The following is a 22,188-nucleotide window of genomic DNA, read 5'->3' as shown; positions in this document are numbered from 1 at the left end:
CTACTCCTCTCGAACGATCATCCGCACGTACGGAATTGACACGAACAGCAGCAGTCCCGTCATCGCGATGGCCATCGCCGACGCGAACTCGAACTTGAAGAACTGGAAGTACTGCTTGAACACCTGGGTCGAGAGGACCTCACTGAGGGTGCCCGGGCCGCCACCGGTCATTGCCTGGACGAGACCGAACCGGCGCGTCTCCCAGATGGTGTCGAGGGCCAGGGCCACGATGAAGACCCGGCGCAGTCCGGGCAAGGTTACGTGCCGAAAGCGCTGGAGGGTCCCCGCCCCGTCGATGGCCGCGGCTTCGTACAGTTCGGTCGGGATGCTCTGCAGGCCCGCCAGGAAAATGATCATGACGAAGGGGAAGCCTCGCCAGACGTTGGCCAGGATCACGCTGAACAAGACCAGCGACGGATTGGTCAGCCACTCCACCGGGTGCGCAATCAGTCCCAACCGGGCCAGGGCGTCGTTGAGCACCCCGTACAGGGGGTTTAGAATCCACTTCCAGATGATCCCGGCTACGACATCAGGGACCACCCACGGTAACAAGGCCAGGATCCTGAAGCCCGTCCGTCCCCACAGCGGCCGGTTGAGCACCAGGGCCACGGCAAGCCCCAGCACAACGTGCGCCGTCACGCTGGCCGTCACGAAGACCGCCGTTTGCCAGACCACCTGCCGGAAGAGGTCGGACTGCACCAGCCCCACGTACTGGACGAGGGTGACTCCCCCGCCTCCACGCGGGCTGAGGCTCAGGCGCACGCTCTCGTAGGCGGGGTACGCCAGGACCACACCCAGTAGCAGGAGCGTCGGGGCGATGAAGACGTACCCGAGGTGCGCGTCGCGCAGCCGCGGCAGGCACGCGGCGCGCCCGCGAGCTCTGAAGCCGTGAGAGGCCGGCGCGGGCCGGCCTCTCACGATGTTCACCGCACCCCCAGGATCGTATTGACCCTCGCGTGGGCCTCGGCAAGGGCCCGATCAGGAGCTTTCGCCCCGGTGATCGCCTCCTGCAGCGCGGTGGCGAAGGTGTCGAAGATCTCGGGCCACTCCGGGATGAGCGGCTCGAGTCTCGCGTACTGGAGCTGTGACACAATCACCTTCGAGAACTTGTCGGTTTGGACCATGGGCAACGTGTTGACGTCCTTGCGCGACGAAATCACCCGGTTGTCGAAGAAAAACTTCTTCTCGGTCTCCTTGCTGGTGAGGAACTTGATGAACTTCCACGCGGCCTCGGGGTACCGGGTGTGCGGACTCATGATCCACCCCGAAAGCCACGCCATGGTGACCTGCTTGCGCCCGACGGGTACGGGCGCAGCCTCCAGCGTCTCGTAGGCCTTCAGGGCCGGGTTGATGTCGTTGATGATGGGGTACGACCAGCCCGACCCGATCTTCATCGCCACCCGCCGATGCGCCATCTGCGTGCGCACGTCGCCGGGGCCAAAGGTGGTGACCCCTGGCGGGACCACACGGTGTGCCGTCGCCAAGTCGACAATGTAGGAGAAAGCTTCTCGAAACTCGCGTGTGTCCATGGCCGAGCGCCGGCCGTCAGGCGTCAGGAAGTCGGCGCCAAAGCTCCAAACGATTGGTGCAATGCGTAGCGGCAAACCGGGGTTCTTGGACGCCGGCATGCTGAAGCCCCACTGGTCGGTCCGGCCGTCACCGTCGGTGTCGCGGGTAAGCCGCTTCGCGTAGTCGAGGAACTCAGTCCAGTTCCGCGGAGGCCTGTTGGGATCCAGCCCCGCGGCCCGGAACAGTTCCCGGTTGTAGATCAGGACCATCGACATGAAGTCCCCTGGCATCGCCAGGAGTCTGCCCTTGTAGGTCAGGGTCTTGATCGGCGTTTCGTACCAGGTCCTGAGGAAGTCCGGCCCCTCGCGCTGCACGAAGGGCGTGAGGTCGGCGGCGCAGCCCAGTTCGAAGAACATGGTCAGCGAGAAGTTGTGCAACTTCACCACGTCGGGCATACGTCGGGCGGCGCACTCGGCCTGGTAACGCGGTTCTTTCTCCGCGTAGGAAATCGGCTCGGGAACGATCCGGATGCCAGGGTTCTGACTCTCGAAGATCGCAATCGCCTCGCGCAGAGAGCGCCCCCAGACGGTCTCCACCAGGTGCCAGTTGGAGAATCGCAACGTGACGACTTCTGCGGACCAGGCGGGGGAGGAGCCAACTACGATGCCGACTACGAGGACCGTTAGGATCCGGGCGAAATCACTCAGTCCCTGCCTACGCATCCTGCTCACCTCCCGGTATCGGGCTCGGCAACCTCTGCATCTGTCCACAATGCGGACTCCATGTTCCTATAGTGAATTATACGTGGCAACGGACAGCCCTGGCTACCGCGCGAATCGCGCCATCCGCCATCTAACTTGATGGCGTAAGGTCAGGGCCATCTCCCCCGGGCCAGAAGATGCACACCGCCTCTCCCCCAGAGCGCTTTCCGCGTCATGCGCGCGCCGCAGCATCCCGAATACGGACGCGAGAGGTGCGCAGAGTCTACTGCCAGCGGCTCTGCAGCCCTGGGTAACAACCTGGTGTGGCGCGGGTGATGCGCCGCTACGGTCGCCGCGGGGCCTGGTACGGCCGGATGCCGGTGACCCCTGCGACGAGGATGGCCTCTGCGGCCAGGAGGACTGGACGCACTCTCCCGGGAGCACCTATAATCCAGCCCAGGCGATGGGGCCCGCCTGAACCGCCCTCTTCGGGCTGATGGCTCCTACCCACATTCCGCGGGTAGGGGCCGCCCGTCGCGTGCCGCTACCCCACAGGAGCGTACCCATGGACCACGTGTGGTTCAGTGCGGCCGTCTGGCTGGGCCTCGCGCTCATCGCCACGCTGCTGTCCACCTGGCTCAAGGTCTCGGTGGCGCTTGCGGAGATCGTCGTCGGCACCGTCGCGCAGGTGGTCTTCAGCACCCTGCTCGGGGTGGACGCGCTGGGCGTGCGCCGCGACTGGATCGCCTTCCTCGCCGGACTGGGGTCGATCGTGCTCACGTTCCTGGCCGGGGTGGAACTCGACCCCGACGCATTTCGCCGCAGCTGGCGGGAAGCGACGGCCGTGGGGCTGGTCGGGTTCCTGGCTCCGTTCCTGGGAGCCGCGTGGGCCGCACGGACCCTCTTGGGATGGGACCTCCAGGCCAGCCTCCTGGCCGGGGTGGCCCTCTCGACGACGTCCGTGGCGGTCGTCTACGCGGTGATGGTGGAGCTGGGGCTCAACCGGTCGCCGTTTGGCAAGGTCATCCTGGCCGCGTGCTTCATCAACGACCTCGGCACGGTCGTAGCGTTGGGCATCATCTTCGCGCCGTTTGGGCCGCGCACGCTCGTCTTCACTGGCGCGCTACTGGCCGCGCTGGTCGTGCTCTTCAGGGCCACCGGTCCGTTCTTCGCGCGGTACGGCGGGCGTACCTCGGAACTCGAGGCCAGGTTCCTGCTCTTCTCGCTGTTCGTGCTGGGCGGGCTGGCGGTGTGGTCGGGCTCGGAAGCCGTCCTCCCGGCCTACCTCCTCGGCATGGTCCTGGCGGGGACTGTCGGCCGGGAGCATGCGCTGGTGCGGCGGCTGCGCACCCTGACCTTCGGGCTGCTGACCCCGTTCTACTTCCTCCGGGCGGGCGCGCTCGTGAACGTCCCGGTGGTGGCCGGTGCGCCGGGGATCTTCGCGGTGCTCTTCCTGGCCAAGGCCGTCAGTAAGTTCGTGGGCATCTTCCCCCTGACCCGCCTCTACCGCTACCCCCACGCCGAGGGCATGTACACTACCCTGCTCATGTCCACCGGCCTCACGTTCGGCACCATCTCGGCGCTGTACGGCCTGTCGCACGGCATCATCACTCCGGCCCAGTACTCCTTCCTGGTGGCGACGGTGATCGCCAGCGCCGTGGTACCCACCTGGATCGCCAACCGGTTCTTCCTCCCGGTCCGCCACCTCGCCGAGGCGACGGGCAAGGCGGAGTCGAGCACGGCCCTGGCGACGACGGGCGCGGACTGATGTTCCGGCGCATCCTGGTCGGCTACGATGGTCCTGCTGGTGCACTGATACCCGGAGCGTACGGTGATGGTCGCCGCGCCACCCACCGCCGAGGACAGCCGCCGGACAGCCCTCCGGTTCGTGGTCCTGCTGGGCGTGGTGAGCCTGCTCGCCGACGCCACCTACGAGGGCTCGCGCAGCGTGACCGGCCCCTATCTGGCGGTGCTGGGAGCCAGCGCCACTGCGGTGGGCGTCGTCGCGGGCCTGGGCGAGTTGGTCGGCTACGCGCTGCGCCTGGTCTCCGGCCGCCTGGCCGACCGCACCCGTCGCTACTGGGCGATCACGATCACCGGCTACGTGGTGAACCTCGCGGCGGTCCCGGCGCTGGCGCTGGCAGGGCACTGGACCACGGCCGCCGCGCTGGTGGTCGCCGAGCGCGTCGGCAAGGCGATCCGGACGCCGGCCCGCGACGCCATGCTGTCACATGCCACCCAGCAGGTCGGGCGCGGCTACGGATTCGGCCTCCACGAGGCGCTGGACCAGGTCGGGGCCGTGCTGGGCCCGCTCGTCGTGGCGGCGGCCGTGGGCACCCGGGGCACGTACCGGGACGGGTTCGTCCTCCTGATCGTCCCGGCGGCGCTAGCCCTGGGCGTGCTCGTGGTGGCCCGCCGCCTGTACCCGCGTCCGCGCGACCTGGACGTGGCGACGCCGCCGCTCGCGCCAGCCGGCCTGGGACGCCGGTTCTGGCTGTACGTGGCGGCCGTGGCGCTGGTGGGCGCGGGCTATGCGGACTTCGCCCTCATCGCCTTCCACTTCGAGGCGCGCGCCGTGGTCCCAGCGACCTGGATACCCCTCTTCTACGCCCTCGCCATGGGCGCCGACGCCGTCGCGGCCCTCGGGCTCGGCCGGTGGTTCGACCGGGCAGGAGTCACCGTGCTGGTGCCCGCGACGCTGCTTGGGGCGGGGTTTGTGCCCCTGGCCTTCCTGGGGAGCCCGACCCTGGCGCTTGCGGGCGTGCTGCTGTGGGGCGTGGGGCTGGGCGCGCAGGAGTCGATCATGCGGGCCGCGGTGGCGGAGATGGCGCCAGCCGACCGGCGGGGTGCCGCCTACGGCGCGCTCAACGCCGCGTACGGGATCGCGTGGTTCCTCGGGAGCGCGTTGATGGGCGCGCTCTACGATCGTGCGGTCGCGGCCGTCGTGGTGTTCTCGCTGGCGGCGCAGCTGGCGGCTGTGCCCCTCTTCGTGGTGGTGCGCAGACGCGGGTGAGGGCCGTGGCCGCGGGGAGGGTGCCGACGCCGTCGGCCGCCATGCACGCCTGCCGGCCGCGCGGCCGCCGGCGGGGACACCTTTCCATCAGGTGGCTCCACGGTGAACCGTAGTGACGTGGGCACGACAACCCCGCGGCCGCGGGCGGGCATCGGTGGCCATCGTCCTCAGCGGGTATCCGCCGACGTCGGCGACCGCCGCCACACCATGCCCGGCGCCCCGACCAGCTTCTCGATGGCGCGCTGCCACGCCGTGGCTTCTCGCAGCACGGTCTCGTGCCGGAACCGGTAGTCCAGCTTGCGAATGTACTCCGACAGCTCCCAGAGCAGGCGGGCGAGCTTTGCGCCTTCCGTGGCCACCAACCAGTCGCAGGCCGCTGGAGCCGCACCCTGTCCGAGGGCCAAGACCAGGTGCGGCATGCACACGCCGAAGCTGTCCCGGTAGCGATCCCGGAACTCGTCGGCAGCCGCTGCGCGGACCAGCACCGCGGCATACCGGTCCTCGGCCTCCCACTGGGTCACGCACATCGGGCACGGTCCCCGGGGGGTCATCCATGCGGCGAGGGCGCCGGCGACCCGGCGGCCAGGGCGCAGGCGCCACCGCCGCCGCACCGGCGCGCTGCCTGCGCGCGCGTGCGCGGCACTGTCGGCGGCAGCCCGAAACACCGTGACGAGCTCCGAGAGCAGGTGATGGTAGACAATGGAGATCCCGGAGGCGTCGTGCAGCCCGGGACGCCGCCAGGCGTGCGTCGGGCAGAACCCGCGCGCGGCGACCAGCGCGTGCCGCACCCATGGGTCGTTCACCTGCTCGTAGAAGAACGCCTGAAAGTGGCGCTCGACACTGTCCAGACTGAGGCGGCAGACGACGCAGTGATCGGGATGGAGCCCCGCCACCAGCGCGTGGTACACGAAGTCCCGTGCGAGGGCGGACTCACCGGCCGCCACCCGGATCACCTCGACCGTCGGCGGCGCGGGTGCGCCGGAAGAAGTCCAGCGGTGCGGCAGCGGGTGGCGGCTCCACCGGCTCCGGCGCCGGGACCGGCAGGCCACGCCGGATGCACTGGGCTTCCAGGTCCCGGATCTCCGCCTCCAGCCGCGCAACCTCCGCTTCGACGGCAGGCAGCGAGCGCCGGTACTGGGTGTTGGACGCCTCCAGTCCTGTGACGTTCATGCGCAGGGTCCGCGCGGCGTCGTCGGCCAGGTAGGCCCGGTGCCGCAACAGGGCCAGCTCGGCACGGGCCGCGCTCCAGCTGTTGACCGTTTCCTCGGGCGTCAGGGCACGGCCCGCGCGGGTGACGACCGCGTAGGCCAGCAGCAGCCTCGCGGCCTCGTCCACACCCCACCCGCGCGCAGCGGCGAACGTCTCCAACCGCTGCCGCAGCCCATCGGGCAGTGCCACGGTCACCTGCGCCACCTTGGGGAAGATCAGCGTCGTCATGGCGGCGTTCCACGCCGCAGCATCCCGCGCAGGCGGGCAGCGATCCGCACCGCGAGCGGGCGTGTCGCCGCGTCGGCCGACGCCCCGCCATGTAGCACGGCACGCAGCTGAGCGCGCCGTTGCCGCAGGTGCCCGGCTGCCGTGCGCAGGCGCGCCATGTGCTCCCTGTACGCTGCGTGCTCGCGGGCCAGCTCGCGGACACGTGCTTGCAGGGCCTCGACGTGCCGTTCGCTGGTGATGGTGCGCGCCCGCATGACGACCACCAGCGCCTCGGCCTCCCGGTGCTGGAGGACCACTGAGGGCGTCTGGGCTCCGACTCCAGCACCCGTGCCCGCCGCGACCTCCCAGGCAGCCTCGTCGCGGAGGTACTGGTCCAGGCCCTCGGCCACCAGCGCGGCCAGCCGGTGGGGCAGGTCGGGGCCATCGCCGCCTGCCGCCTGCACGACGGCGCGGGCGTCGTCCTCGAGCAACTCGATCGCGATCGTCGAGGTCTGCGCCATGGTCCGCCCCAGAATCAAAAAGCTCCTACCGACCTGCCGGTCAGTAGGAGCTATCAGCCCGCACGCCCGGGCGCTTGGCGAGCTCCATCGCCACCACTATGCGGCTGTCACCGCTCAGTCTACGCGCGGGCCGCACCCGGTGTCAACCGGCGGGGCCAGGTCGTGCGCCACATCGGTCGTGCCCCCACCGGCCACCAGCTTGCCGGGGTTCATGATGTCGTGCGGATCGAGGGCCCGCTTGAGGGCCCGCATGACCTCCAGCGCCTCGCCGTGTTCCCGGGCCATGTAGGGCAGCTTGCCGAGGCCCACGCCGTGCTCGCCGGTGCAGGTGCCGCCCAGGGCCAGCGCCCGCAGGACCATGCGCTCGTTGAGCTGCTTGACCGCGGCCATCTCGGCGGGGTCGTCGGGATTGACCACGAACACCAGGTGGAAGTTGCCGTCGCCGACGTGGCCCACCAGCGCCACGGGCACCGGCGACGTCGCCAGGTCGCGTTTGGTCTCCACGATGCATTCGGTCAGGCGTGAGATGGGCACGCACACGTCGGTGGTCAGCCCGCTGGCGCCGGGCCGCAGGGCGAGCGCCGCCCAGTAGGCGTCGTGCCGCGCCTTCCACAACCGCTCGCGCGCCCCGGCGTCGGTGGCCCAGCGGAACTCGTGTCCGCCGTGCTGGGCGGCCACCTCCCGCACCATCTCCGCCTGCTCGGCGACGCTGCGCTCGCTGGGCCCGTGGAACTCCAGGAAGAGCGTCGGCGCCACCGGGCAGTCGAGGCCCGCGTAGCGGTTGCAGGCGTCCATCTGCACCTCGTCGAGGAGCTCGATGCGGGCCACCGGGATGCCCAGCTGGACCGTGGTGATGACGGTGTCCACGGCCCCCGCGATCGTCGCGAACGCGCAGGTGGCGGCTGCCACCGCCGCGGGCACCCCGTGTAGCCGCACCGTGACCTCGGTGATCACCCCGAGCGTACCCTCCGAGCCCACGAACAGCCGCGTCAGGTCGTAGCCCGCGGCCGACTTGCGCGCGCGGGTGCCGGTGCGGATCACGCGGCCGTCGGCGAGCACCACGGTGAGGCCCAGGACGTTCTCGCGCATGGTGCCGTAGCGCACCGCGGTAGTGCCCGAGGCCCGCGTGGCGGCCATGCCGCCCAGCGTGGCGTCGGCGCCCGGGTCGACGGAGAAGAAGAGCCCGAAGCGGCGCAGGTGGCGGTTCAGCTGCCGGTGCGTGACCCCCGCCTCGACGGTGGCGTCCATGTCCTCAGGGCTGACGCGCAGGATGCGGGTCATCTGTGAGAGGTCGATGCAGAGCCCGCCGTGCGGGGCGGCCACGTGCCCTTCCAGCGACGTGCCCGCCCCGTAGGGGATCACGGGCAGGTGCCAGCGCGCGCAGGCCTCGACGATGGCGCGCACCTCGTCGAGGGACTGCGGGAACGCCACCGCGTCCGGCGGCTGCGGCGGCAGGTACGTCTCGCCCCGGCTGTGGTGGGCGCGCACGGCGGCGGCGGTCGAGAGGCGGTCGCCCAGCAGCCCCCGGAGTTCGGCGAGGACGTGCTCGAGGGCGTCGGAACGGGTGCGTGCGCTCATGCCGGTATCACTTTTGCCCCGCGACGCCCGTCCTCCTGTGAGGGCCCCGCGCCATGGACCGAGCGGTGGCCGAAGGACAGGCACGTTTGTCGCAGGCCAGCATGCGGTGCTAGACTGGCTCCGGCATGGACCCCGTGATCGTCCAGCTCGGTCCCCTGGCGATCCGCTGGTACGGCGTGATGCTCGCTGTGACCATCGGCGTGAGCCTGTGGGTCGCGTACCGCATGGGACCGCGGCTGGGCGTGCCGACCGCCGTGCTCGACCGCACCGCCACTCCCGCGGTGCTCGTGATGTTCGTGGGCGCGCGGCTGGGCTACGTCGTCTCCCACCCGGGCGAGTTCGTCCCGGCGCTCTGGGAGATCGTCCGGGTCGACCGGGGCGGGCTGTCGTCGCACGGTGCGCTCGCGGCCGGGCTGCTCTATGCCCTGTGGGCGGCGCGCCGCACGGGGGTCTCGGTCTGGCAGTTCGCCGACACGTTCGGGTGGGCACTGCCGATCGGCAACGTCTTCGTGCGGTTCGGCAACTTCATGAACGGGGAGCTGTACGGTGACCCGACGGGGCTGCCGTGGGGTGTGGTCTTCCCGACGATGCCCGACGCGCCGCGCCATCCGCTGCAGATCTACGAGATGCTCCTGGCGGTCGTCGTCCTGCTGTGGGCGCGGCGCGTCGCCGCCCGCCGGCGCTTCCCCGGGGAGGTCTTCTGGCACATCGTGGTGCCCACCTCGGTGGGACGGCTGGCCTTCGACGCGCTGCGCAGCGAGATGCGGGCGCTGGGGCCGCTGACGCTGGGGCAGCTGCCGGCGCTGGCGCTCGCGGGCTGGGGGACGTGGGCGCTGTGGCGCGGGCGCCGCAGTAAATGCCGGCAACGAGCGCACTAGGTGCGCCATGAACGTCCGCATCGGCGCAGCGCCGATCAGCTGGGGTGTCTGCGAGATCCCGGGCTGGGGCCCGCAGCTGCCGTACGAGCGCGTGCTGGACGAGATGCAGGCTGCGGGCTACGCGGGCACGGAGCTGGGGCCTTGGGGGTTCCTGCCGACTGACCCCGCGGTGCTGGCCGAGGCGCTGGCGCGTCGGAGCCTGGCCCTGGCTGCGGCCTTCGTGCCGCTCCCCCTCAAGGATCCGGCCGCCTACCCCGAGTGCGAACGCCGCGTCCGCGCGACGGCCGAACTCCTGCAGCGTCTGGGCGCGCGCGACATCCTGCTGGCCGACGCCGGCGACGAGCTGCGCACGCGCATCGCCGGCCGGCCCGACGAGACCCGCGCGCACGGGCTGCGGCCGCACGAGTGGCCAGGGTACGCGACCCGGCTGGAACGCCTGGCCCAGCTCTGCCGGTTCGACTACGGGCTCGTGCCCTCGTTCCACCCGCACGGCGGCACCTACATCGAGCACCCCGACGAGATCCGCACGCTGCTGGAGCGCTGCGATCCCCACCTGGTGAAGCTGTGCCTCGATAGCGGGCACGTGGCCTTCGGTGGCGGCGACCCCGTGGCGCTGGCCCGCGCGCATGCGGCGCGGCTGGGCTACGTGCACCTCAAGGACGTCGACCTCCCGCGGCTGCGGGCGCTGCTGGCCGGCGGCGCGTCCTACGTCGACGCCGCCCGGCAGGACGTGTTCGTGGAACTCGGCCGCGGCACGCTGGACCTGCGGGCGCTGCTGGCAGCGCTGCGGGATGCCGCCTACACCGGGTGGATCGTCGTCGAGCAGGACCGGGTGGTGCAGCCACAGACCGACACGCTGCACAGCGCGCGGCGCAGTCTGGCCATGTTGCGGGCGCTGCTGGACGACCGGTAGGACCACGGAAGGCAACGGCCCGTCGCCCCATCGCCCTGGCACAGCGTGCTGGTGTGGCCTGCGGTGTGGCTGCACCCTGCCGGTCGGCGTCGGCCTGGCGGGGACGTCGGCGTGCCCGGTTCACACGTCGGCGTGCCCAGTGCGGCACGGACGTCCGGGCCGCGGCCGGCGCGGTCGGGCCCCCGGGCTAGCGTCCGCCCACCAGCGAGCCCACCTGTTGCGCGAAGCCGGTGACCGCAGCGGGCAGCACGCCCACCTGCACGATCGCCAGCACTGCCAGGGCCAGGGCGGCAGCCGCCAGCGGACTGCGGTGCACGCGCACGCCCGCCGACGGCTCGCCCGCGTACATCACGTAGGCCACTCGCAGGTAGTAGTAGACCGAGACCACACTGGTCAGCACGCCCACCAGCGCCAGGCCCAGGCCGAGTCGGCCGCCGCCCTCGATGGCCGCCGCGAAGACCCCGAGCTTGGCGACGAACCCACCCGACGGCGGGAGCCCTGCCAGTGAGACCATGCACACGGCGGTCGCAAACGCCAGCAGCGGCGCGCGCGACGCCAGCCCGGCGTAGTCGTCGATGCGGTCGGCCTCGCTGCCCGCCCGCTCGAGCCCGACGGCGACGGCGAACGCACCCAGCGTCATGGCGGCGTAGATGGCCAGGTAGGTGACGACGGCCGCGGCGGCCGCGGCGGTGCCCGTGGCGACGCCGATGAGCAGGTAGCCGGTGTGCGCGATGCTGGAGTAGGCCAGCAGGCGCTTGTAGTTGGTCTGGGCCAGCGCGGCCAGGTTCGCCACCACCATGGTGACGACCGCCAGCGTCCCCGCCACCGGGCGCCACTGGTCGGCGAGCGGATCCAGCGCCAGCGGGAAGACCCGCAGCAGCGCCGCGAACGCGCCTGCCTTGGCGATCACCGACATGAACGCCGCGGCGGGCAGCGGCGCGCCCTCGTACGCGTCGGGCGCCCACGTATGGAAGGGCACGGCCGCGGCCTTGAAGCCCAGCCCGATGACCACCAGCCCCATGCCCGCCGCTGCCGCGGGATCGAGCGGCCGCCGGGCCAGCGCCGCGGCCAGCTCGGGCAGGCGCGTCGTCCCGCCAACCCCGTAGAGCAAGGCCACGCCAAAGAGCAGGAACGCGCTGGCGAAGGCGCCCAGCAGGAAGTACTTCATACCGGCCTCCTGCGAACGCGGCAGGCTGCGCGCCCACGCCGCCAGCACGTAGAGGGGGATCGACAGCGTCTCCAGCGCGAGGAACAGCAGCAACAGGTCGCGGCTGGCGGCCATCAGCATCGCGCCTGCTGTAGCCACCAGCACCAGCACGTAGTACTCCCCGCGCTCCAGCCCCACACGGCGCAGGTAGTCGGGCGCCACCAGCAGGCCCAGCGCGCCCACCGCCGCGGCGATGGCCTGGATCGTGCGCGTCAGATCGTCGCGCACGTACATGCCGGCAAACCCCACGCCCTCCGGTGCGACGACGGCCGCCCACCCCGCCCAGGCTGCCCCAGCGACGCCGGCGGCGACCAGCCACCCACGGCCAGACGGCGGCAGCCACAGGTCGGCCACCAGCAGGACCAGTGCCGTCCCGAGCACGATCAGCTCGGGGCGCAGTAACGCCAGCTCGACGGGCGGCGGCGCGCTCATCGCACGGGCTCCCGGCTGCTCGCCGTCTGGGGCGCGGATCGCATCGGTCGTAGCGTATCCTGGGACGTACCCGACTGCGGCTGCTGCCACGTGGATGCAGGCGTGGGGAATCCCCGGTCTGCAGGCCGCCGGGGGACCGGCGCCACGCCCGCGCCATGGGCACGAGGTGCAGGATGCACCTCACGCCCGACGGGCACCGGCGCGCCCGCCACAGCGGCTGGTGGCGCTCCCGCCGCCACCCGCTGCACGACCGCGGCGACGGTGGCCTCCGAGCGGTCGAGCAGCAGGCGCGGGTACAGGCCGATGACGACGATCAGGACCAGCAGCGGCGCGAACACCACCAGCTCGCGGGGCCGCAGGTCGACCAGCCGCTCGCGCTGGGCTGCCCGCACCGGGCCGTGCATCACCTGCTGGTAGGCCCACAGCAGGTACACCACCGAGAGGATCACCCCGCCGGCGGCCAGCGCTGCCCACCAGCGCGAGGTGCGGAACGCGCCGAGCAGGATCAGGAACTCGCCGGCGAAGCCGTTGGTCCCGGGCAGCGCCGCCGACGACAGCATGACGATGGTGAACACCGCGGCAAACCGCGGCATCAGCGCCGCGACCCCGCCGTAGTCGGCGAGCCGGCGCGTGTGGGTGCGCTCGTACAGCACCCCCACGATGAGGAACAGCGCGCCGGTGCTGATGCCGTGGTTGACCATCTGGAGCAGGCTGCCCTGCAGGCCCTGCACGTTGAGGGCAGCCAGGCCCAGCATCACGAAGCCCAGGTGGCTGACGCTGGAGAACGCCACCAGCCGCTTGAGGTCGGCCTGTGCCCACGAGACCGCCGCGCCGTAGAGGATGCCGACGATGGCCAGCGCTGCCAGCACCGGCGCGGCCTGCGCCAGGGCCGCGGGGAACAGCGTGGGGCCGAACCGGAGGAAGCCGTAGGTGCCCATCTTCAGGAGCAGGGCGGCCAGGATGACGCTGCCCGGCGTGGGTGCCTCGGTGTGCGCATCGGGCAGCCAGGTGTGGAACGGCCAGACCGGCACCTTCACGGCAAACGCCAGCGCGAACGCGGCGAAGAGCCACCCCTGCACCGCGGGGGCGAGCCGCACCGTCGCCAGGCGCTCCAGGTCGAAGCTCCGGGCGCCCAGCGGGCCGGCGGCCAGCACGTGGAGCGCCAGGATCGCCACCAGCATCAGCACGCTGGCCGCCATCGTGTAGAGGAAGAACTTCAGCGCCGCGTAGCGGCGGTGCTCGCTCCCCCACAGCCCGATGAGGAACGCCATGGGGATCAGCACGGCTTCCCAGAAGACGTAGAAGAGGATCAGGTCCAGGCTGAGGAACGTGCCGAGCACCGCGGTCTCCAGCCCCAGCATGGCCACCGTGAACGCCTTCACGCGCTCGGTGACGTCGCTCCAGGCGCCCAGCAACGCCACCGGGAAGGTCACCACCGTCAGGCCCGCCAGCAGCAGGGAGATCCCGTCGACCCCCACGGCGTAGCCGATGCCCAGCTGCGGCACCCACGGGACGCGCTCCACGAACTGCAGCGCGCTCGATGCGGGGTCGAACGCGACCCAGACCGCCGCGAACACCGCCAGCGTGGCCAGGCTGGCCGCGAGCCCGACCCACCGCACGAGGTCCTGGCGGTCGCGGGGCAGCAGCGCCACCACCAGGGCACCGGCAAGAGGCAGGAAGATCAACCAGGACAGCATGCTACCGCAGCATCCAGGCGCCCAGGAGCACGAGGGTGCCGACCAACACCGCCAGCGCGTACTGGCGCGCGTAGCCCGTCTGCAGCGCGCGCGCCGCCCCACCCAGGCGCGCGCACGTCCGGCCGACGGCGTTGACCGCGGCGTCGATCACGCCCAGGTCCACCGGGCCGGCCAGGAACCGCGCCAGGGCATGCCCGGGGCGCACCACCATCCGGTCGTAGAGCGCATCGACGTACCACCGGGCCTCCAGCGCCGCCCCCAGCGTCCCCAGCGACGGGTCGCGCCGGCCCCGGTAGGTGCGGCTTCCCACGAGCAGCCCGGCTGCCGCCACGGCCACCGAGACCGCCGCCAGCACCCCGGCGGGCGGGTGGGCCTCCACAGCAGGCACCTGCAGCACCGGCTCCAGGGCCCGCAGCAGCGGCGCGCCAGCGACCCGCGCGCCCAGCACGCCGCCGACCACCGACAGCACGGCCAACACGCCCATCGGCCACCGCATCACCGGCGGGGCCTCGTGCGGGTGCGCGTCCGGGTCGGCCGGTGCGCCGGTGAACACCAGCATCCACGCGCGGGTCACGTACACGGCGGTCACGAACGCGGTCACCAGCCCCAGCAGGTAGGGCGCGTAGTTCCCGGTGGTCTGCCCCACGGTGAACGCGTGCTCCAGGATCAGGTCCTTGCTGAAGAAGCCCGCGAACGGCGGCACGCCCGCCAGCGCCAGCGCGCCGGTGGCGAAGCCCGCGGCGGTGAAGCGCAGGGGGCGCGCCAGCCCGCCCAGCCGGCGCATGTCGACGACGTCGTGCATCGCGTGCATGACGCTGCCGGCGGCCAGGAAGAGCAGCGCCTTGAAGAAGGCGTGGGTCACCAGGTGGAAGATGCCGGCAGCAGGCGCCAGCGCGCCCATGGCCAGGAACATGTAGCCCAGCTGGCTGATGGTGGAGTAGGCCAGCACCCGCTTGAGGTCGTGCTCGCGCAGGGCCACGGTCGCGGCGTAGAACGCGGTGAGGGCGCCGACCATGCCCACGATCGGCAGCACCCCGGGCGCGGTCAGGAACAGCCGGTCGAGCCGGGCGACGAGGAACACGCCGGCGGTGACCATGGTGGCGGCATGGATCAGCGCCGAGACCGGCGTGGGGCCTTCCATGGCATCAGGGAGCCACACGTGCAGGGGGAGCTGGGCCGACTTGCCGGTGGCGCCCGCGAACAGCAGCAGCGCCGCCGCGGTCCGCACCCCTGCGGGCAGCTCGAGGGCCCGCTCGCGGATCGCCAGCATGTCCAGCGTGCCCAAGGTGGCGAACACCAGGAACAGGCCCAGCAGGAACGCCGCGTCGCCGATGCGGTTCACCACGAACGCCTTGCGCCCGGCAGCCGCCGCGGCCGGCCGGGTGAACCAGAAGCCGATCAGCAGGTACGAGCACACGCCGACCAGCTCCCACCCCACGAACAGCACCAGGAGGTTGCCGGCCAGCACCAGCAGGAGCATGGCGCCGGTGAACAGGTTCAGGTAGGCGAAGTAGCGCGCCAGGTGCGGGTCGGCGGCCATGTAGCCCAGCGAGTAGACGTGGATCAGGAAGCCGACCCCGCTCACCACCAGCGCCATTACCAGCGAGAGCCGATCGACCAGCAGGCTGGCGTCCACCCACAGCTCGCCGGCCCCCACCCACCGGTACAGCGGCAGCGCCACGGCCACCGCTGCGCCCTCGCCGGCCGCCGGCAGCGCGCCCCACGCCTGCACGGCGGCGACAAACGCCGCGGCCACCGCCGCGCACGCCAGGCCGCCGCTCGCCGCCTTCGGCAGCCGGGCGCCGACCAGGCCGTTGACCACCCACCCGGCCAGCGGGAACAGGGGAATCAGCAGCGCGACGTCCACGGGCCTACCCGCGCAACAGGTCCACGTCATCGATGTCGACGGTGGCGCGGGCACGGAAGATGTTCACGATCAACGCCAGCCCCACGACCACCTCGACGGCGGCCACCACCAGCACGAAGAAGACGACCACCTGCCCATCGGGCGCGCCGTGCTGGCGCGCGAAGGTCACGAACGCCAGGTTGACGGCGTTCAGCATGACCTCGACGCTCATGAAGACGATGAGGGCGTTGCGGCGCACGAGGACGCCCGCGGCCCCCAGCACGAAGAGCGCGGCACTCAGCGTCAGGTAGGCGCCAGCCGGCACCATCTCAGTCCCCTACCCCGCCGGCGCGCCGCCCGGTGCGGGCATCGACACCGACCGCCTCTCGCCCGGGTCCCCGAGCGTCACGCGGGTGCCTCCGCATCCGCACCGCTTGGGCACGGGCCACGGCCCTCCCCGGCCCTCGCACGCCCGCACCGCACGCCGCGGGCGCGCCTGGCCCGCCCGTGCTCGCCGTCTCGCCGTTCCCGATGCCCATGTCCGCGTGCACCCGGCTCACCCTGTCCCGCCCGACGGGCCCTCGGGACGCCGGCCGAGGACCACCGCGGCCACGATGCCCACCAGCAGGAGCACCGAGGCCAGTTCGAAGGGCAGCAGGTAGGTGAGGAACAGCGCCTCGCCGACCTGCTGGGCCGTGCCGAACCCCGCGGGCAGCGGTCCGAACGGACCGGCCGCCGCCAGCACCCCCCCCAGGAGCACCACCAGGTAGAGCGCGGCGAGCAGCGCAGCCGCGCGGCGCTGGCGCGGCAACTTCTCGGTGGGTCCCTCGCCCGAGTGCGCGTGCAGCAGCATGATCACGAACAGGAACAGCACGACGATGGCGCCGGCGTAGACGATGACCTGGAGCACGGCGATGAACTGGGCGGCCAGCAGCAGGTACGTCACGGCCAGCGCGGCCAGCACCACCAGCAGGGCCAGGGCGCTGTGCACCGGCGCCCGGGCGGCGACGACCCCGACCGCGCCGGCCAGCGCCAGGGCCGCGGCCACCAGGAAGACCGCCCACTCCACGCTAGACCTCCCTCCGCGGGTCGCGTCCCGACGCCCCGGGGTAGGGCTCGGTGAGCATGGGCTTGGTGTAGATCATCGCCTCCCGACTGTAGGCGGCCAGCTCGTACTCGTGGCCCAGGACGATGGCCCCCGTCGGACAGGCTTCCTCGCAGAACCCGCAGAAGATGCAGCGCAGCATGTTGATCTGGAACTCCTCGGCGTAGCGCTCGCCCTTGCTCACCTGGTGCTCCGGGGTGTTCTCCGCGGCCTTCACGTAGATCGCCTGCGAAGGGCAGACGATCACGCACAGCTCGCACCCCACGCAGCGCTCCAGCCCATCGGCGTAGCGGGTCAGCCAGTGGCGGCCCTTGAAGCGCGCCTCCACCCGCGTCTTCTCGTCGGGGTACTGCGTCGTGACGGGGCGTCGCAGCGCGTAGCGGCCCACCACCAGCAAGCCACGCACCAGCGCCGCCGTCTGCTGCCACAGCCGCCCCATCGCACTCACCCCACCGCGCACTGCGCCATCCAGGGTCGGGATCCTCCGCCGCGCGCCAGGCCCTGCCCGGCCGGGCGCAGGATTCCCCCGGCCCCGGGCAGGATCCCCCAGGCCACGGACCAGATCCCCCCGACCGTGGAGGCGATGCCTGCGGCCTCTTCCCCGCTGCGCACCGACCACTGCCCCGCCAGCGGCCTAGCCTCCGCGCAGCGCCACGAGCGTCGCCGTGACCACCACGTTGATCAGCCCCACGGGCACCAGGACCTTCCACCCCAGCGCCATCAGCTGGTCGTGCCGCACGCGCGGCACCGCCGCCCGCAGCCAGATGAAGAACGCCGCGAACAGCAAGGTCTTCAGGGCGACCCACACCGGCCCGGGCAGCAGCGGCCCGTGCCACCCGCCGAAGAAGAGGGTCGTGGCCAGCAGGCTCATGGTGACGATGCCGACGTACTCGCCGATGTAGAACATCGCGAACTTGAAGCCACCGTACTCGGTCTGGAACCCGGCGATGAGCTCCTGCTCGGCCTCGGGGAGGTCGAACGGCGCGCGGTTGGTCTCGGCCACGGCGCCGACGAGGAAGAGCAGGAACCCCACCGGTTGCAGCACCACGAACCACGTCCGTGCCTGGGCCTCCACGATCTCCACCAGGCTGAGCGTGCCGGCGGTCAGGACCACCGACACCACCGCGAGCCCGATGGCCAGCTCGTAGCTGATGAGCTGCGCGCTGGAGCGCAGGCTGCCCAGCAGCGCGTACTTGTTGTCGGCCGCCCAGCCGCCCAGGATGATGCCGTAGACGCCGATCGAGGACGCGGCCAGCACCAGCAGGATGCCCACGTTCACGTCGGCCAGGTAGAGGGGAATCCGCTGCCCGGCCACCGTGATCTCGGGCCCCAGCGGCAGCACCGCGTACACGAACAGCGCGGCGGTCATCGAGATCGCCGGCGCCGCCCAGTACACCAGCACGTCGGCCCGGGCCGGGACGAAGCTCTCCTTGAAGAGCAGCTTGATCCCGTCGGCCAGGGGCTGGAGCAGGCCGAAGGGACCGACCCGGTTGGGCCCGTAGCGCAGCTGGAACTTCGCCAGCAGGCGGCGCTCGAGCAGCGTCATGTAGGCGCAGGCGGTGAGCAGCAACGCCAGCAGCACCACGCTCTTGGCTGCCGCGGCTGCGACCGCGCCCGTCACGGCCGCCTCCCGCGTCCCGACGCGGACCGCAGGGCAGGCGGGGTCATGTGCCGCCTCCTGCGGCGGCGGCCGGCAGCAGCACCCGCACCGTGCCCCGGGCGGCGATCTGGGGCCAGCGCACGAGCCGACCCACGGGCGTGCCTTCGGCCCGCCGTGGCACCAGGACCTGCCCGGACGGCGTCTCGTCGCTGATCCGCGCCTGCAACACCACCGCACCCGCGTCCGTGGCCACTTCCACCAGCGCGCCGTCGACCAGCCCCAGGCGGACCGCGTCGTCGGGATGGACGACACACCGCGGGGGCCCGGCCAGCCCGGCGATACCCGGGCAGCGGCCGGTCATCGTGCCCCGGGTGAACAGCGCGTCGACGGGAAGCACGAGCCACCCGTCGCCGCCGGGACCGGTGCCGGTGGGCTCGCCAGCGGGCAGGGGCGGAGGCATCCGCACCGGCTCGATCGGGGCCACGGCGTCCAGTGCAAGCCCGGGCACCAGCCGGCGCATCCGCGCCAGCAACTCGTCGGGCACGGCGGGCGCCAGCACGGCGCCCAGGCGCTCGGCCAGCCGGGCGAAGATCTCGGCGTCCGCCCGCGCCTGCCCGGGTCCGACCACGGCGGCCCGCAGCGACAGCACCCGTCCTTCCAGGTTCATCACCGTGCCGTCGCGTTCTGGGAGCACCAGCGCCGGCAGCACCACGTCGGCGGTCTCGGCGGTCGGCGAGAGGAACGCGTCGTGCACCACCACGAAGCGCGCGCCGGCACGGGCCGACGTCCAGGCGGTGGCATCGGCGGCATCGGTGGCGGGATCGGCGCCGGCGACGTACAGCACGTCCACCTCGCCCGCTCCCGCGCGCTGCAGGATCTCCGGGGCGGTCCAGCCGCCGTCACCGGGCAGCAGCCCCAGGCGCTGCGCGCCGATGTCGTTGCCGCGGCCGCGCAGCACGTGCACCACGCCGCCGACCCGCGCCGCCAGATCGGCCGCAGCGCGCAGGATCGGCCGGCCCGACGGTCCGTCGAGGGCAAGGCGGCCCAGGAAGACGTGCACGCGCCCACCGGCGGCCACCGCGCTGCCGGCGGCGGCGATCGCCGTGGCGTCGCGGTCGAGCGTCGCGGCCAGCGCGGTCGCGCGGCCGTCCCGGGCAGCGGACGTGGCCGCGCGCAGCTCCATGACCGCCTGGGCGAGGCGGTCGTAGGGACGCACGATCGTCCACTGGGCCCAGCGGGCGATCTCGGGCCGCCGGGCGTGCACCACGACGAGCCGCGCGCCGCGGTCGATCGCCGGCTTCAGGCGCAGCCACAGCACCGGGTACTCCTCGGTGAGGTCGCAGCCGACCAGCACGAACACGTCGCCGCGCGCGATCTCGTCGATCGGCGCCCGCAGGCCCCAGGCGACCTCCAGGCTGGGGCTGCCCGCGGGCACGTCGGTGCGGTGGTCGAGGTGCGGGGTCCCCACGACCTCGCGGAAGAGCGCCGCGGCCAGCACGACGTCCTCGTTGGCCAGGCGCCGGCCGCCCAGGAACGCCACGCGCCCGGGCGCGCGGGCGCGGGCGTCGGCCAGGCGAGCGCTCACCAGGTCCAGGGCCTCATCCCAGGTGGCCTCCTCGAGCCGCCCGTGGCGCCGCACGAGCGGCGCGCGCAGCCGGTCGGGAGCGCCCACGTAGTCGTGGCCGAAGAAGCCCAGGTCGCACAGCCAGATGTCGTTGATCGCTGCCAGCTCGCGGGCGCGGGTGCGCACCACCTCGTCGCCCCGCACGTCCAGCCAGATCGCGCAGCCCAGCCCGCAGTGCGTGCAGGTGGACGCCACCGGCCGGTTGTCCCATGGCCGGGCCCGAAAGCGGTAGGTCCGGCTGGTCAGGGCGCCGACGGGACAGATGGCGATGGTGTTCCCGATGAACTTGGACTCGACCGGGAGCGCGAACGGGGTGTTGATCTCGCTGGAGAACCCGCGGGCGAAGCCCTTCAGGGCGTGGTCGCCGGCGACCAGTTCGCCGAACCGGACGCACCGCCAGCACAGGATGCACCGCTCGCGGTCCAGCACGAGCACGGGCCCCAGCGCCACCGGCTTGGCGAAGTCGCGCTTGGCCTCCACGAAGCGGCTGCGGCCGGGCCCCCACCGCAGCGTCTGATCCTGCAGCGGGCACTCGCCGCCCTTGTCGCAGACGGGGCAGTCCAGCGGGTGGTTGATCAGGAGGAACTCCAGGATGGCCTCCTGCCCGGCCCGCACCTCCGGCGCGCGGGTGTCCACCACCATGCCCTCGGCCGCGGGCAGCGTGCACGAGGTCTGCAACTTGGGCATCTTCTCGACCTTCACCAGGCACATGCGGCAGGCCCCCAGCGGGGGCATCCGGTCGTGATAGCAGAAGATGGGGATCTCGATCCCCGCGGCGCGCGCCGCCTGGTAGACGGTGGTGCCCTTGGGCACGGTGACGGTCCGCCCGTCGATGGTGAGGGTCACGGTCTCGGGCGGGCTAGTGGCCATGGGCAGCTCCTGCAGCGGGCGGTGCCGCGACCCCGGCGCCGGCCCGCGCGATGTGGCGCTCGTAGGCATGGCGGAAGTGGCGTAGCGACGCCACCAGGCTCGGCGGCACGCTCTCGCCCAGGGGGCAGAAACACGTGCCGGTCATGCCCCGGGCGATCCCCTCCAGGAGGTCCAGGTCTGCGGGGCGGCCCCGGCCGCCCAGCAGGCGGTCGAACACCTGGGTGATCCACACGGTGCCCTCGCGGCAGGGCGTGCACTTGCCGCAGGACTCGTCGCGGTAGAACTCGACGACGCGGGCGATGACCTCGACGATGTCGGCGGAGTCGTCGATGACGATCACCGCCGCCGACCCCAGCATCGAGCCCACCGCGCGCAGGCTGTCGTAGTCCATGGGCACGTCCAGCTGGTCGGCGGTCAGCAGCATCGACGACGAGCCGCCCGGAAACACCGCCTGGACGCGACGGCCGGGCCGCAGGCCGCCGGCGTGCTCGAAGATCATCGCGCGCAGCGGCGTACCCAGCGGCAGCTCGTAGACCCCGGGGCGGGTCACGTGGCCGCTGATGGAGAACAGCGCGGGCGGGCCCAGCTCGCGGTAGCGCTCGGGGCCCAGCGTGAGGATCGCGGGCACGTGACAGAGGGTCTCCACGTTGTTCACCAGCGTCGGCTGCTGGTAGAGCCCGGCCTGCGCCGGGAACGGCGGGCGCAGCCGCGGCAGCGCGCGGCGGCCCTCCAGCGACTCGAGCAGCGCCGACTCCTCCCCGGCGATGTAGGCACCGGCGCCGGTGTGCACCACGATCTCCACGGTGTGCTCGCCCCCGAAGATGCGCTCGCCGACGAAGCCCGCGGCCCGGGCCTGGGCCACCGCCTGCTCCAGCAGCCGGCGCGCCCGGTGGAACTCCCGGCGCAGGTAGACGTACGCCTTGCGGGCCCCCACGGTCACCGCAGCGATGATGATGCCCTCGATCAGCAGGTGCGGGCAGCCTTCCAGGAGCGTCCGGTCCTTGAAGGTGCCGGGCTCGCCCTCGTCGGCGTTCACCACCACGTACTTGATCGGGGCGCTGCGGGGGATGAACTTCCACTTCTGGCCCGTGGGGAAGCCTGCCCCGCCCTTGCCCCGCAGCCCCGACTGCACCAGCAGGTCGATCACCGACTCCGGCGGCAGCTCGCCCGTGGCCACGCGCCGGGCCGCCGCGTACCCGCCGGCCCGGCAGTAGGCCGTCAGGTCGTGCACCCCGCCGTCGCGCGTCCACTTCAACAGGATGGACTCAGGCATCGGGA

At 72.2% G+C, this 22,188-nt stretch carries 19 protein-coding genes and 2 riboswitches; of the genes, 4 read left to right on the top strand and 15 right to left on the bottom strand.

The annotated features are described in order from the left end of the window. Together QN157_09280 and QN157_09275 are read right to left on the bottom strand one after the other, a co-directional pair. Entirely contained in the window at positions 1–927 is a 927-nt protein-coding gene (locus QN157_09280; protein ID MDR7555788.1) for a sugar ABC transporter permease, read from the bottom strand. Continuing rightward, positions 924–2,231 carry a sugar ABC transporter substrate-binding protein gene (locus QN157_09275; protein MDR7555787.1) on the bottom strand — a complete coding sequence of 436 codons (1,308 nt, stop codon included), beginning with the start codon at positions 2,229–2,231 and terminating at the stop codon, positions 924–926. Before QN157_09275 ends, QN157_09280 begins: the two co-directional genes overlap by 4 nt. Before the next feature lie 429 nt (positions 2,232–2,660). Continuing rightward, positions 2,661–2,723, top strand: a riboswitch (Fluoride riboswitch). A 52-nt stretch (positions 2,724–2,775) separates the two neighbouring features. Here QN157_09275 and QN157_09270 point away from each other — a divergent pair. Continuing rightward, complete coding sequence (locus QN157_09270) at positions 2,776–3,978, top strand: cation:proton antiporter (GenBank protein ID MDR7555786.1); 1,203 nt, start codon at positions 2,776–2,778, stop codon at positions 3,976–3,978. A 66-nt stretch (positions 3,979–4,044) separates the two neighbouring features. Further along, positions 4,045–5,223: an MFS transporter gene (locus QN157_09265; protein MDR7555785.1), complete on the top strand. Its 1,179-nt coding sequence runs from the start codon at positions 4,045–4,047 to the stop codon at positions 5,221–5,223. 167 nt (positions 5,224–5,390) lie between these two features. On the opposite strand, the gene QN157_09260 is transcribed toward QN157_09265, so the two are convergent. From QN157_09260 to QN157_09245, 4 genes are all read right to left on the bottom strand, one after another. After that, a complete protein-coding gene (locus tag QN157_09260) occupies positions 5,391–6,176 on the bottom strand; it encodes a DUF6062 family protein (protein MDR7555784.1) in 786 nt (261 codons plus the stop codon). Next, complete coding sequence (locus QN157_09255) at positions 6,154–6,660, bottom strand: hypothetical protein (protein MDR7555783.1); 507 nt, start codon at positions 6,658–6,660, stop codon at positions 6,154–6,156. The genes QN157_09260 and QN157_09255 overlap by 23 nt, the downstream gene beginning before the upstream one ends. Then, positions 6,657–7,178: a hypothetical protein gene (locus QN157_09250; protein MDR7555782.1), complete on the bottom strand. Its 522-nt coding sequence runs from the start codon at positions 7,176–7,178 to the stop codon at positions 6,657–6,659. The genes QN157_09255 and QN157_09250 overlap by 4 nt, the downstream gene beginning before the upstream one ends. A gap of 19 nt (positions 7,179–7,197) precedes the next feature. Further along, positions 7,198–7,261: riboswitch (Fluoride riboswitch) on the bottom strand. Between the two features lie 13 nt (positions 7,262–7,274). Beyond that, a complete protein-coding gene (locus QN157_09245) occupies positions 7,275–8,738 on the bottom strand; it encodes an FAD-linked oxidase C-terminal domain-containing protein (protein ID MDR7555781.1) in 1,464 nt (487 codons plus the stop codon). Between the two features lie 125 nt (positions 8,739–8,863). Between QN157_09245 and lgt the strand changes: the two genes are divergently transcribed. Together lgt and QN157_09235 are read left to right on the top strand one after the other, a co-directional pair. Next, complete coding sequence (lgt, locus tag QN157_09240) at positions 8,864–9,616, top strand: prolipoprotein diacylglyceryl transferase (GenBank protein MDR7555780.1); 753 nt, start codon at positions 8,864–8,866, stop codon at positions 9,614–9,616. A gap of 7 nt (positions 9,617–9,623) precedes the next feature. Beyond that, entirely contained in the window at positions 9,624–10,529 is a 906-nt protein-coding gene (locus QN157_09235) for a sugar phosphate isomerase/epimerase (GenBank protein MDR7555779.1), read from the top strand. Positions 10,530–10,716: 187 nt separating this feature from the next. On the opposite strand, the gene QN157_09230 is transcribed toward QN157_09235, so the two are convergent. The 9 genes from QN157_09230 to nuoF form a co-directional block, all read right to left on the bottom strand. Continuing rightward, positions 10,717–12,168, bottom strand: coding sequence for an NADH-quinone oxidoreductase subunit N (locus QN157_09230; protein MDR7555778.1), 1,452 nt, complete (start codon positions 12,166–12,168; stop codon positions 10,717–10,719). Continuing rightward, positions 12,165–13,865: an NADH-quinone oxidoreductase subunit M gene (locus QN157_09225; protein ID MDR7555777.1), complete on the bottom strand. Its 1,701-nt coding sequence runs from the start codon at positions 13,863–13,865 to the stop codon at positions 12,165–12,167. The genes QN157_09230 and QN157_09225 overlap by 4 nt, the downstream gene beginning before the upstream one ends. 1 nt (position 13,866) lies before the next feature. Beyond that, entirely contained in the window at positions 13,867–15,732 is a 1,866-nt protein-coding gene (gene nuoL / locus QN157_09220) for an NADH-quinone oxidoreductase subunit L (protein MDR7555776.1), read from the bottom strand. Between the two features lie 4 nt (positions 15,733–15,736). Next, positions 15,737–16,039 carry an NADH-quinone oxidoreductase subunit NuoK gene (gene nuoK, locus QN157_09215; GenBank protein MDR7555775.1) on the bottom strand — a complete coding sequence of 101 codons (303 nt, stop codon included), beginning with the start codon at positions 16,037–16,039 and terminating at the stop codon, positions 15,737–15,739. Between the two features lie 228 nt (positions 16,040–16,267). Next, positions 16,268–16,780, bottom strand: a complete 513-nt coding sequence (locus tag QN157_09210) for an NADH-quinone oxidoreductase subunit J (protein MDR7555774.1) — start codon at positions 16,778–16,780, stop codon at positions 16,268–16,270. Between the two features lies 1 nt (position 16,781). Beyond that, a complete protein-coding gene (gene nuoI, locus QN157_09205) occupies positions 16,782–17,255 on the bottom strand; it encodes an NADH-quinone oxidoreductase subunit NuoI (GenBank protein ID MDR7555773.1) in 474 nt (157 codons plus the stop codon). 195 nt (positions 17,256–17,450) lie between these two features. Further along, positions 17,451–18,437, bottom strand: coding sequence for an NADH-quinone oxidoreductase subunit NuoH (nuoH, locus tag QN157_09200; GenBank protein ID MDR7555772.1), 987 nt, complete (start codon positions 18,435–18,437; stop codon positions 17,451–17,453). Positions 18,438–18,480: 43 nt separating this feature from the next. Next, positions 18,481–20,910: an NADH-quinone oxidoreductase subunit NuoG gene (nuoG, locus tag QN157_09195; GenBank protein MDR7555771.1), complete on the bottom strand. Its 2,430-nt coding sequence runs from the start codon at positions 20,908–20,910 to the stop codon at positions 18,481–18,483. Next, complete coding sequence (gene nuoF / locus QN157_09190; protein MDR7555770.1) at positions 20,900–22,183, bottom strand: NADH-quinone oxidoreductase subunit NuoF; 1,284 nt, start codon at positions 22,181–22,183, stop codon at positions 20,900–20,902. The genes nuoG and nuoF overlap by 11 nt, the downstream gene beginning before the upstream one ends. Positions 22,184–22,188: the final 5 nt, after the last annotated feature.

This window comes from Armatimonadota bacterium (genome assembly GCA_031459855.1).
Taxonomy (GTDB): Bacteria; Sysuimicrobiota; Sysuimicrobiia; order Sysuimicrobiales; family Humicultoraceae; genus Fervidifonticultor; species Fervidifonticultor primus.
This window is presented reverse-complemented; position numbering and strand designations above follow the sequence as displayed.